Origin of the sequence: uncultured Chloroflexus sp., assembly GCF_937951745.1 — a bacterium.
Taxonomy (GTDB): Bacteria; Chloroflexota; Chloroflexia; order Chloroflexales; family Chloroflexaceae; genus Chloroflexus.
The window spans coordinates 59,223-71,629 of the sequence record NZ_CALFBQ010000044.1 but is presented as its reverse complement, the minus strand read 5'-3'; the positions used below and the strand labels follow the sequence as shown (position 1 = coordinate 71,629).

Below are 12,407 nucleotides of genomic sequence, written 5' to 3'. Positions count from 1 at the left end.
CATCCCCGGTTGTGGCCATAATATAGAGAGGGAGGATCGTATGCAGTTCCCCGCATACATTCGGCACCATCGGCTTCGCGAGTGGATTCAAGAAATTGTCGACCTCTGCGAGCCGTCACAGGTTCACTTCTGTGATGGTACGCAGGCCGAATACGATATGCTCTGCAACCAGATGGTGGAAAAGGGAACGTTCATCCGCCTCAACCCCAAACTCCGCCCCAACAGCTTTCTTGCCCGCTCGGATCCCTCTGATGTTGCTCGTGTCGAAGACCGCACGTTTATCTGTAGTATCTCGAAAGACGATGCCGGCCCCACCAATAACTGGATGGCACCGAAAGAGATGAAGGAGATCCTGCTGAAGTTGTTTAAAGGCAGCATGCGCGGGCGCGTCTTGTACGTCATCCCCTTCAGTATGGGGCCGATCGGGTCGCCAATTGCTCATATCGGTATCGAATTGACCGACTCGCCGTATGTCGTGGTTAATATGCACATTATGACGCGGGTCTCGACCAAGATCTACGACATATTAGGTGAAGATGGCGAGTACATTCCCTGTCTGCACAGCGTTGGTGCGCCGCTCGAGATGGGGCAGCCCGATGTGCCGTGGCCCTGCAACCCGACCAAGTATATTGTCCACTTCCCCGAAGAGCGCTCGATCTGGAGCTTTGGATCGGGTTATGGCGGCAATGCCCTGCTTGGCAAAAAGTGCTTTGCCTTGCGCATCGCGTCGGTGATGGCCCGCCAAGAGGGTTGGCTGGCCGAGCACATGCTCATCCTCGGCGTGAAAGAGCCGAGCGGGCGTAAGACGTATGTAGCAGCGGCTTTCCCGTCAGCTTGCGGCAAAACCAATTTTGCGATGCTTATTCCGCCAGAGCATTTTAAGCGTGAAGGGTGGGAAGTTACCACCGTTGGCGATGATATTGCGTGGATCAAACCCGGCCCTGACGGTAAACTCTATGCAATCAACCCCGAATCCGGCTATTTCGGTGTTGCGCCGGGTACGTCGTATAAAACCAACCCTAACGCAATGGAAAGCTGCCGGGCGAACACGATCTTTACCAATGTCGCGCTAACCGACGATGGCGATGTCTGGTGGGAGGGCATGACTGATGAACCGCCAGCCCATCTGATCGATTGGCAAGGCCGCGATTGGACTCCCGGCTGCGGACGGTTGGCTGCTCACCCCAATGCGCGTTTCACCGCGCCGGCAACCCAAAATCCGGCGATTGACCCCGAATGGGAAAACCCGAACGGCGTGCCAATCGAGGCCTTTATCTTTGGCGGGCGCCGCAGCCGTACAATACCGTTGGTCTATCAAGCGTTCAACTGGACCTACGGTGTCTATTTAGCCGCGACGATGGGATCGGAGACGACGGCGGCGGCGATGGGCCAGCAAGGTGTCGTGCGTCGCGATCCATTTGCGATGCTGCCGTTTGCCGGCTATCACATGGGTGACTACTTCAACCACTGGCTCAGCTTTGGCCGCCGGCTCAAGAATCCGCCGCGCATCTTTAGCGTCAACTGGTTCCGCAAGAATGAACAGGGCGAGTTCATCTGGCCGGGGTTCGGAGAGAATCTGCGCGTGTTGAAGTGGATCATCGAACGGGCACATGGGCAAGCGGTGAGTGTGGAAACTCCGATCGGCTGGGTGCCGCGGTACGAAGATCTTGATTGGCGCGGGCTTGATTTCAGCCCGGCGCAGTTTGAACAAGTGATGGAGTGTGATGTGAGCGAGTGGCAGCAAGAAATTTTGCTCCACGAGGATCTCTTCATCAAGCTGTACGATCGCTTGCCGAAAGAGTTATTGTCGGTGCGTGATCTTATTCTCTCGAGTCTCTGGCGTATGCCAGAGAAATGGGGTGCGACGCACGAATAACGTGATTGGGGCGCAATACGAACATCGGTTGGCGTACTGGCGCAAGCCGGTACGCCGCTTATTTTGACAAAGCGTGTGATTCCGTGTACTATTTAGGCTATAAAGTTGTGAATTCCCATATCGATAGTTCAAGCATCTCCGCATTGCTGTTCATAATGGCGGTTGCCGCAATGCTCCGCTACGCTTCATCTTTGTGTTTCGTATCCTCGTTTCCAGCAGGGAAGGAAGGGTTGAAGTGCAAGCACTGTTGCGTCTTTCACGCATCATCGACACCTTCACCGAATGGGTTGGGCGCTTGGCCTACATCTTGGTGCCGATTGTAGTTGCGGTCGGCGTTTGGAATGTCGCGAATCGTTATGTTGGTCGTGCCATTGGGGTTACATTGGGGTCAAATTTTTACATCGAGGCCCAATGGTATATCTTCTCAATGATTTTTCTCCTTGGCTCAGCGTATGCTCTAAAGCATAATGAACATGTGCGCGTCGATGTGTTCTACAGCAATTACCCTCCCAAACGCAAAGCGTTGGTCAATTTGCTAGGCACATTGTTCTTTCTCTTACCCTTCTGCGGCCTCTTGCTCTACTTCGGCTGGCCATACGTGGAACAGTCGTGGCGCATTCGCGAAAATTCGCCTGATCCCGGCGGTTTGCCACGCTATATTATCAAAACATTTATTCTCGTCAGTCCGATTCTGCTGATCATTCAGGGTATTTCTGAAGCGATTAAGTACTTTGCCGCCTTCCTCGGCGTTCTCGATCCATCCCAAGTCGTTGTCGAAGAAAAAGAGACCAAGCTGTAATCTTTGGAGGCTCCATGTACGAGTGGCTCGGACCCGCGATGTTTCTCGGGGCGCTGGTCATCCTTGGTATCGGTTACCCCGTCGCATTTTCCCTAGGTGCAACGGCGATTGTCTTCGGTATTATCGGTGTCTCGCTCGGCATCTTTGACCCGATTATCATTCGCGCGATGCCATCACGTATCTTTAACGTGATGTCAAATTACACCCTCCTCGCCATTCCTTACTTCATTTTCCTTGGTTCTATGCTCGAGAAGTCCGGTCTTGCCGAAGACTTGCTCGATACAATGGGCGTGCTCTTTGGTCCAGTCCGTGGTGGTTTGGCAATCGCGGTGGTGGTCGTTGGCGCGCTGTTGGCGGCAACGACGGGTGTGGTTGCGGCAACGGTAGTGGCAATGGGCCTGATTTCGCTGCCGATCATGTTGCGCTACGGGTATAACAAAGAGCTTGCTTGCGGTGTGATCTGCGCTGCCGGAACGCTTGGCCAGATTATCCCGCCGTCAGTGGTGTTGGTAGTGCTCGGCGACCAGATTGGCGTTTCGGTGGGCCGGCTCTTCCTTGGCTCGCTGATCCCCGGCCTGTTGCTTGCGGCAGCGCTGGCGTTCTACTGTTGGATCGTGGCTTTGCTGAAACCAGAGATGGCCCCGGCTCTACCGTTGTCGGCCCGTTCGATGACCGGCGCCGCATTGGCCAAGCGGGTCATGCAGGTCATGATTCCACCACTGGTGCTAATCATGGCCGTGCTCGGTTCGATCTTCTTTGGCATTGCTACCGCGACTGAAGCAGGCGCCGTAGGCGCGTTGGGTGCAACGCTGCTGGCGCTGGTTAATCGCCGGCTGACATGGAAGAATTTCATCGCGGTGTGCGATGCGACCATGCGTGCCACCACGATGGTGCTCTTTATCCTGATCGGCTCGACGGCATTCGCGTTGGTCTTCCGCGCTCTTAGCGGTGATAAGTTTGTGTTCGATTTGATGGCGAACCTACCCGGCGGTGCATGGGGGTTCCTCATTGTTAGCATGCTGATCGTCTTCTTCCTCGGTTTCTTCATCGATTTCTTCGAGATCTGCTTTATTGTCATCCCGCTCTTTGTGCCAGTCGCGAAGGCGCTTGGGTTTGATCTGATTTGGTTTGGCGTGTTGCTCGGTGCTAATCTGCAAACCTCGTTCCTCACCCCACCCTTTGGCTTCGCGCTCTTCTACCTGCGCGGCGTGGCCCCTCCCGGTGTTACCACCGGTGATATTTACCGCGGCGTAGTGCCGTTTATTGCTATTCAGTTGACGATTGTCGTAATTTTGATCTTCTTCCCCCAATTGGCGACCTATCTGCCAGACATTTCATTTGGCAGATAAGAAAACGTAGAGCCGTTGCACTGCAACGGCTCTACCGGTGGTACGAGAATGAAGCCGTTGCACTGCAACGGCTTTGCTACCTCCTAAATGGGGTTGTTCTTGACGAAGAGGTTAAACGGCAGCTCGTTGGTCTGATGCCAGCGCTGGATCTTCTGGCGGAAGGAATTCCAACCGGGGAAGATTTCCTTGAACGCTGCCGAGTCGTAGCTGGCAAACAACTCGAAGGCCGCCTTCTGCGCCGCGTTGAGAATTTCATCGCTGTAGGGGCGCACCTTCTTGCCCTTCGCAATAATGCGCTCAAGGGCATCATTGTTCAGCGCATCGTACTTGGCAAGCATATTCATGTTCGATTCCCATGCCGCAACACGAAGGAAGTTCTGGTATTCTTTGGGTAGCTTATTCCACGCATCAAGATTGAATACCGCATGCAGTGATGGCCCCGGTTCCCACCAGCCCGGCGTGTAGTAGAAATCTGTTGCATCGGGCAAACCAAGCTTCTCGTCGTCGTAGGCACCGACCCACTCGGCTGCATCGATCGCACCGGTTGAAAGTGCTTGGAAGATTTCGCCGCCGGGCAACGTCTGCGTCACTACACCGAGGGCCTTCATCACCTGCGCGCCAAGGCCGGGAATACGCATCTTGAGACCCTGCAAATCGGCGACCGTGTTGATCTCGCGGCGGAACCAACCGCCCATCTGAGTGCCGGTGTTGCCGGCGGCAAAGCAGATGACACCGAAATTGGCGCCAAGCTTGTTGATCGCCTCTTCACCACCACCGTGGTACAACCACGAATTCTGCTGCTGCGCCGTGAGACCGAACGGTAATGATGTTGCAAAGGCCCACGCCGGATCAAGACCGACATAATAGTAAAGCGCCGTGTGTCCCGACTCAACCGTGCCCTGCGACACGTTCTGTAACACTTCGAGACCGGGGAACAGCTCGCCGGCTGGGAAGGTGTTAATCTTGAACATCCCGCCGGATAGTTCGGCCACCCGCTCGGCTAGCACCGTTGCGCCACCGTAGATGGTATCGAGCGAGATCGGCCAGCTCGTACCCATGCGCCACTCCACTGCTGGCATCGACGAACCCTGCGCTGGGGCCTGTGCAGTAGGCTGTTCACCACCAGCCGTCGTTGGTTGAGCTGGGGCAGTGGTCGGTGGATTAGTGACAGCCGGCGGTTGGCCACAGGCGGCAAGCGTCAGACCAAGGCCGCCAAGAACGCCAGCGGCGGCGCCACGAAGAAACTCCCGTCGTTTCATGTTCTGCTCCTAGGCAATCTGAACTATAAGGAAACGGTATTCTAATTATAGACGATCTGGCAAAATTGTGCAAATTGTTGATTTGTTGATTGTGAAACATTTGCTAGGCCAGTTGTTTGTTGTTGACAATGTGGTTACAAGAATACGAGGACAATAGCAAGCGTTACAATACTCGCCAGATTCGAGAATAAAACTGTTGCGGTTACAAATTCAGGCAGCAGATCGTTTTCCATGGCAATAATGCTGACCAGCACCGCAGTGGGCATGCTAGCCTGCAAGATGCCGACGTTGCGTTCGAGCTGCGGCAGGGCAAACCAGCCGACGACGCCAAAGGCCAAGACGGGCCCGCTGATTAAGCGCACAGCGCTGGATATGAGTAAATCAGCGTTCATTCGTGGAATGCCGGCAGCGGCCAGTTGCGCACCCAATACGATCAGCATAGTCGGGATCAGCGCGCCGGAGAGCAATTCGAGCGGGCGCATCACGACTGGCGGCAGCGTGATCTCGAGCCAGTTGAACAACAGCGCCGGCGGGAGCGCCAGCAGGGCTGGGGTGCGAAAGACTTGAATGGCCATTCCGAGACTGAAGCCGCGGCTGAAATTGGCTGCGCCGACGCAAACAATAAACGCCAGCACCAGATTGGCTAAGAAGTAGACTGTCGCAACGCCGAGCGCTGCTGGTCCTTCGGCGAATTGAATGATCGGTAAGCCAAAATTGCCAACGTTGCCAAAGGCGGCAATCATGACATACGCTGCTGTCATAGCGGGACTGCGTTTGAGCAGGCGGGCCACCATAAAGGCGATGATAATTGAGCCGATATAGACGACGGTGATAAAGCCGATCATGCGTCCGGCTAATCCGGCTTCGATCCGGGTTTGGCTGAGTACGTAGAACACGAATGCCGGGGTTAGAATAAAATAAGCGAAGCGTGAGAGGGTGCGCGCTTCGAGTTGCAGTCGCGGGCCGGTAAAGTATCCAAGCAAGACGAGCAAGAAGACGGGGGCAAGTACGTTGAGGAAGATGCCGGGTAATTGGCTCATACAAATTATGTTTTCTTCAGGTGCCCCATCAGTAGGGCAAGGGCGGGGCAGAACTGTATCTATGATACCATTTCTTCAATGCTTGCCCGTCATGCACGGCTGTGATACAATACCGCTACTTGCAAAAGCCCGACTCGGTGTTTTGCGCAAGCATCAGCTATTGCTGGCGGTTTAAGGAGCTTCTCGTATGTCGGATTTTTCCGGTCGCAATCCAGCCATCATTCTGGTAGAGGATGAACCTGATATCCTCATCATCTTGCATCGCTTGATGCGTGATCTGACCGGTGGTTACGATATTATTACCGTCAATAGCGGTGCTGATGCGCTGGCCCAAATTGCGCTGCGCCGGGTACCGCTCGTGATCACCGATTACAATATGCCCGGCATGAATGGTCTGCAATTGGCCGCTGCTATCAAGGAGACTTCCCCCGATACCAGCGTGGTCATGATTACCGCATACGCTACCCCTGAGTTGGAAAAGCGCGCCCGCGAACAGCGGATCGATTACTATCTGCCCAAGCCCTTCCCACTCGATCGTCTCGAGCAGATTGTGCGCGACGTGTTGCGCAAATAGTCTGTCAGCATAACATCAGATCATTTTCATTCTCGTGCACCAGTTCTCCCGTTACGATGAGGTCGCCTATTACTGCTGTCGCCATCGTACCGGAGGCGTCTGATGTCTGATTGGCTGTCGTTGTTGCCCTCAATCGTGCTGTTCGTGATGATTGCGCTGACACTGGCATTGCTGCCTTTGCTGGAGGATGAGCGCGCACCTTCTGCCGAGCGCCAGCAGACCGATCGGATCCGTTTGCCGCGCCGGCCCCAATAATCCCGCTTGCTATCGCTCTGCAAGACGCAGCGCGCGGGCTAAGGCTAGCGCTTCTTCGGCGGTATGGATGTCACCCGCTAATTGCGCTTCATGGATCACCTTCAGCAATCGCCCCACTTCCGGCCCCGGCCCAATCTGTAATGCCGCCATCAGTTCGTCGCCGCGAATGAGTGGCGGCGCTGGCGGCGCTGGCGGGTTCCAGTATCGATCCAGCATCGTCGCTAGCCACGCCAGATGCCGTTGCCATGCCGCCGGGTCGAGCCATGGCCCGCGGGTTGCCACATGGTCGGCCAACTCGTGCAGCAGAATGTCGGGGCCGGCATCGCCGGTGTCGCGGAAGAAGCGATTGATCCCGCGCTCACTCAACTGTTCGCTGTCGCGCATTTGTCCCGGACGCATGTGTTCGCGCACGACGCTGACCAGATAGCTGGTATCAGCGCGGCTCAGGCGTAGCCGTCGCCCGATCTGCGCAACCGTTTCTGCGCCTAAGCTTTGATGGCCGTAGAAGGTCACGGTGCCATCGGGGTGACTGACCTTCGTCTGAGGTTTGGCGTTGTCGTGCAAGAGCGCCGCCAGCTTGAGCAATGCGGCGCGTCGCACGATGCCGCGGCGCTGGTTGAGCAACTCGTGATACTGGCCGGCAAAGGGCAGTGCGCGGCTAAGCTGCGGATACGTCTGCACCGCTACCGGCGGATCACCGTCATCGATCAACCAGTCGAGCGCGGCGACGGTTTCGAGCATGTGGGCTAACACCGGCAGAAAATGCACCCGCGGCTGATCGCAGGTGCGGGCCGGTTCGAGTTCGGGGAAGATGATCGTCAACGCGCCAACCTCGTCGAGCAGGCGCAGACCGGCGGCGGCAGCCGGCCCATCGCATGTCTTTAGCAGCTCGTCGCGGATGCGCTCGATCGCAACGTTCACGAGCAGCGGAGCCGCCTCGCGTGCCGCCGCGATGAGGTTGGGGTCTGGGAGCAGCCGGTGAGTGGCGCGGAACCTCCCAGCCCGCACCACGCGCAACGGGTCATCGCGCAAGCTGGTTGGTGCACAGAGGCGCAGGCGACCGGCGGCCAGATCATCACGCCCTCCGAGCGGATCGATCAGCGCGCTCCAGTCGCCAGCCAGCGCTGCCGCGAGCGGCAAAGCGAGCGCATTGATGGTAAAGTCGCGCAAGTGCAAATCGCCCTCGATATCAGCAGCACGGAGCGCCGCGCAATCAATCGTGATCCCGTCGGGTAACACGGCGCGTCCGGTGTCGTGTTCGCGATCGAGGGCGACAAATGCGCCACCGCTAGCATCAGCAATCGTTTTGGCTAGCACCAAGCCGCTGCCAGCGGTGGCCAGATCGAGATCAACCGGCGTTTGCCCGCTCAGCAACGCGCGCACAGCGCCGCCAGCTAGCCACACCGGCTGATCGGCCAGATCAGCGATCAATTGGAAGATGCTGTTCATGATGAGGTTCAACAGTCACGTAAGCATGCTCCGTACAGGGCTGCGCGCCAGCGCTGCCGGTTACAGGGACGGGCAATGCTTGAGCGGATTTTGGATGGCGTGATCCGCGCAGCAGTTGCTGATGAGCTAGGTAGGGAGCCAGCATCGTTGGCTCCCTCCGCACTCTTGCAATGACCATTGCGTGAGGCTCACCGGCGTCTGCAGGATCCCATTATCCTTCACTCGTTAAGGTTAACACTCCATCAGTATACCGCTCCACGGCGGGTCGCGTCCACAACAGGGGATGATACGCGCCGGCCCGCCACGCATCAGTCATATCGGCATAGTGCGGACTGGCCGGATGGCCGCTCTGACCAGCGGGCAAAATGGCGCGGGAAGCGTCCCAGTCGCTCAGATCGAGAATAAAGCGTAGCGATGGCGCATTGAAGATCGTCATGCCGGCAATATCGCGCGGAATGTAGCAATGGTTAACGGTGTCGAGATCGCCACCCATCGGCCATGGCCCGCGGTTGAAGAGCGGGGTCAGCGCCGGCACACTCCCCAGCGGATGGCGCAAGGTCAGGCTATGGATCTTCCCGTACTGCCAGCGAGCCAGATCTGTACCCAGCCGTTCGGATAACTCGGCGGCAGTGCGGGCCAGCGCTGCACGCAACACGCCGCCCCACGTGCGACCATTGCCCAACCACTCGTCAGGTTGGTCGAGCGGTTGGGATGCCATGCGTTCCAGCACCATCGGTAATGCGCATTCCAGATAAATGTTAGCCGGCAACACACTAAACGATCCGAGCGCCGCCGGTGCGTGGAACAAGTTAGCGAGTTCTTGGTAGACGATACGGAGCAGATGGTAACGCAACCCGTCGTAGATCGAGCCGGCGACACTCTCGGCGTGAAGCTGGCCATCCCACTCGACAAGGATGTCCCGGATTCGCTGCTCGATCCCCGGTTCGAGGTTCAGGCGCGCCACCTGTTCGACAAGTTTTTTGCCGGGCACTGACAGCAGATCATTCTGAATCCGGGCAAAGCTGCGCACATCGTGTTGTTTGGTGGCATCGAGCAGCTCTTGGATACGTTGGGCGCGATACGGGTTGAGCCAAAAGCCATGGATGGGGGCATTGCGCTGTTCACCACCGGTAATCCGGTGGTTGGCGGAGACAATTGTGCCACCCGGCGGATCGAGCTGGCTGGGCAATTCTTCAAATGGGATCATGCCCTCCCATTCATACTCGCCGCTCCAGCCGGGCACCGGCAGCATACCGTCACTGTGCCGGCGGATCGGCAACCGGCCAGCCAAACAATAGCCGATATGGCCGTCAATATCGGCATAGACGAAATTCTGGGGCGGCGTATCCCAATCGGCCAAGGCAGCGCGGAACTCGTTCCAGTTTTGGGCTCGGTTAAGCTTCAGTACCGAACGCATTAAGGTTGGCGAGGGGTCGAGCGCCGTCCAACGGAGGGCAAGGGCGGTAGTTTCGGCGCTGGTCGTGGTGGGGTCGCCGCGCAGTGTGCCGGCCACCGGATCGATGATCGGGCCGTGGCGGGTGATACGCACATCGATTACCACTGGCTCTGCTTGCCCTTTGACCGTAATCGTCTCTGGCACGACTTCGGCGGTCAGCCACTCATCGCGCCAGCGATAGCGCAGCGGGTCAGCGGGATCGAACTGCTCGATGAAGAGGTCTTGGTTATCGGTACGCGCGTTGGTCACGCCCCACGCAATACGCTGGTTGTGGCCGATAATCACGCCGCAGGTGGCTGGAATGGTCGCTCCGGCGACGTGAAAATCGCCGCCTTCGAGATGCACTTGGTACCAGAGATTGGGCAAGGCCACATTCAGATGCGGATCATTCGCCAGCAGAGGGCGTCCGCTAGTGGTGCGTTTGCCGGCTGCCACCCACGCATTGGAGCCTTGCGGCGTCTCGGTCTCGCCGGTAAAGAGGGCGGCATCGCTAGCCAGTTGCAGGGCGGCGGCGCCGAGATTGGCGGTGTAATGCGCACCGGACGGCACCGTCAAAGGGCCGTCTTCGGGGTAGCGCGGACGGAGTGCAACGGCCCGCTCGGTGCCCACAGTTGCCACAATCTGCGCCTGCAACAACTCTTGCATCCAGTTGGTCGAGAGATTAAGTGACATCATCTTTGGCCAGACCAGCAGATCGGCCAATTCCCACGGCTGTGGCTGGAAACCGAGAATGGTAAACTCGAGCGGCAACCGGCTGCCAATCTGCTCGATACAGGCATTCACGCCGCGCAAATACGCGGTCATCAAGGTTGCCGTCTCATCGTCGAGCAACGCAGCTTCGCGGCGGGCGATGCGGCTAAAGCCGAGCGTGCGGATGAAGCGATCGGAGTCGATCGCAATCGGGCCAAAGATCTCGGCTAGCCGGCCATGCCCGATCCGGCGGTGCAGCTCCATCTGCCAGAGCCGGTCTTGGGCATGCACATAGCCAAGGGCGCAGAAGAGGTCTTCGTTGTTATCCGCATAGATATGCGGAATTCCCCAACGATCACGGCGCACTTCGACGGCTGCGTGCAGACCGGGCAGCTTAGCCCGCCCATTGGTGCGCGGCAAGGGACGGCGCAGGGCAGCGACGGCGCCCACGCCAGCAAGGGCGGCGACCGCGCCAATCGTAATGCCGATGGCCCGTCCGAGGCGAGAGGGGTTGAATGTCACGCTCCACCTCCGTTTCAGACTGAGAATGGTGACACTTGTATTGTCAACCGCACAGCCGAAAGTGTCAAACGCTGATCTGAGGAAAGTGCCTGCGGTAGTGCCGCTTACGACCATTATCCGCTTAAGCGGTTGACAGTGACGAACGGATGGCGTATCTTTCCAAAAGGGAATCGCATGCGCAGTCGAAGAAACGAACCATGAGCTGGTCTGTTCCACCAGAATTACATCACGATTTCTTGTTAGTCGAGCAGCTCTTGCGTGAGCGCACGCGGGCGCGGCTAGCCGTCATTTCTATGGTTGGCCCCCATTTGATGACCGATCCATCTGATCGGTTGCGGGCGTTGATTGTGCTGGCCATTGCCCGCTTGGGGAATGGTTCTGGCGAACAGGTGGCGCATGCCGCGGCAGCGGTGGAACTGATTGAAGCAGCGACCCGCGTGCACGATGATCTGATCGACGAGCAGGCCCGCCGCGCTGGTCGGGTGGCTAACGGCGCGTGGGATCACGGTGTGGCGCTCATGGTGGGCGATTACCTCTTTGCACTGGCTGCCGGAGAGATGGCGCGCAGTCCCGATCCGCGCATTATTGGTCTATATTCGCAGGCAGTGATGCGGATCTGTGAAGGCCAGTTGACGACGGTGAGCAGCTTGACGCCGCACGAGGCGGCGCTGGCGGCGTATTGGCAGCGGGCGGAAGCGTTGGCCGGGGTCTTGTTGGCGGCGGCGGCGCAGGCCGGGGTATTGTGCGGTGGGTTGGCTGACCCATTGCTTGAATCGGCGGCGCAGTTTGGCTTGCGGCTTGGCTTAGCCCGGCGGCTAGCCAAGGAGATACGTGATATTGAGGCAGATGGCGCCTTGCTGCAAGCCGGTTATGTACCGTTGGCCTTAGTGTTGGCCGCTGGTGATGCGCCAGCGCCAGAGTTGCAGGCACTCTTTGCCCATCCGTCACCGGAAACGACTGCAGCCGCGGTGCCGATCATCCGTCGCGATGGGTTGCCGGCAGCGCGGGCGGCGCTGGTTGAACAACAGGCTGCTGCCCGGCAGGCGCTGGCGCAATTGCCGGTTGGCGTGACCACCCCGTGGCTCACGGCGCTGATCGATCAGATTGGTGGCTAAGCGGTGCGAGCGCCTATGTTATA

The 12,407-nt window shown here is 57.9% G+C and carries 10 protein-coding genes; 6 read left to right on the top strand and 4 right to left on the bottom strand.

What is annotated here, in order from left to right; all coding sequences use genetic code 11:
• Positions 1 to 40 precede the first annotated feature (40 nt).
• The 3 genes from Q1A59_RS11015 (at position 41) to Q1A59_RS11005 (ending at position 4,024) form a co-directional block, all read left to right on the top strand.
• Positions 41 to 1,876, top strand: coding sequence for a phosphoenolpyruvate carboxykinase (GTP) (locus Q1A59_RS11015; RefSeq protein WP_298403284.1), 1,836 nt, complete (start codon positions 41 to 43; stop codon positions 1,874 to 1,876).
• A gap of 235 nt (positions 1,877 to 2,111) precedes the next feature.
• Entirely contained in the window at positions 2,112 to 2,675 is a 564-nt protein-coding gene (locus Q1A59_RS11010; protein ID WP_298403282.1) for a TRAP transporter small permease subunit, read from the top strand.
• 14 nt (positions 2,676 to 2,689) lie between these two features.
• Entirely contained in the window at positions 2,690 to 4,024 is a 1,335-nt protein-coding gene (locus Q1A59_RS11005; protein ID WP_298403280.1) for a TRAP transporter large permease subunit, read from the top strand.
• A gap of 83 nt (positions 4,025 to 4,107) precedes the next feature.
• Here Q1A59_RS11005 and Q1A59_RS11000 read toward each other — a convergent pair whose 3' ends face one another.
• Together Q1A59_RS11000 and Q1A59_RS10995 are read right to left on the bottom strand one after the other, a co-directional pair.
• A complete protein-coding gene (locus tag Q1A59_RS11000; protein ID WP_298403277.1) occupies positions 4,108 to 5,283 on the bottom strand; it encodes a TRAP transporter substrate-binding protein in 1,176 nt (391 codons plus the stop codon).
• 134 nt (positions 5,284 to 5,417) lie between these two features.
• On the bottom strand, positions 5,418 to 6,323 hold the full coding sequence (locus tag Q1A59_RS10995; RefSeq protein WP_298403275.1) for an AEC family transporter: 906 nt from the start codon (positions 6,321 to 6,323) through the stop codon (positions 5,418 to 5,420).
• A gap of 187 nt (positions 6,324 to 6,510) precedes the next feature.
• Between Q1A59_RS10995 and Q1A59_RS10990 the strand changes: the two genes are divergently transcribed.
• Entirely contained in the window at positions 6,511 to 6,897 is a 387-nt protein-coding gene (locus tag Q1A59_RS10990; protein ID WP_066784786.1) for a response regulator, read from the top strand.
• 102 nt (positions 6,898 to 6,999) lie between these two features.
• Positions 7,000 to 7,152: a hypothetical protein gene (locus tag Q1A59_RS10985; protein ID WP_298403268.1), complete on the top strand. Its 153-nt coding sequence runs from the start codon at positions 7,000 to 7,002 to the stop codon at positions 7,150 to 7,152.
• A 9-nt stretch (positions 7,153 to 7,161) separates the two neighbouring features.
• On the opposite strand, the gene Q1A59_RS10980 is transcribed toward Q1A59_RS10985, so the two are convergent.
• The gene (locus Q1A59_RS10980; RefSeq protein ID WP_298403265.1) at positions 7,162 to 8,601 is read right to left on the bottom strand and encodes an HD domain-containing protein; all 1,440 of its coding nucleotides are present in this window, start codon (positions 8,599 to 8,601) and stop codon (positions 7,162 to 7,164) included.
• Positions 8,602 to 8,812: 211 nt separating this feature from the next.
• On the bottom strand, positions 8,813 to 11,269 hold the full coding sequence (locus Q1A59_RS10975) for a penicillin acylase family protein (RefSeq protein WP_299644969.1): 2,457 nt from the start codon (positions 11,267 to 11,269) through the stop codon (positions 8,813 to 8,815).
• A 197-nt stretch (positions 11,270 to 11,466) separates the two neighbouring features.
• On the opposite strand from Q1A59_RS10975, the gene Q1A59_RS10970 reads away from it, so the two are divergent.
• On the top strand, positions 11,467 to 12,384 hold the full coding sequence (locus Q1A59_RS10970; protein ID WP_298403259.1) for a polyprenyl synthetase family protein: 918 nt from the start codon (positions 11,467 to 11,469) through the stop codon (positions 12,382 to 12,384).
• Positions 12,385 to 12,407 lie beyond the last annotated feature (23 nt).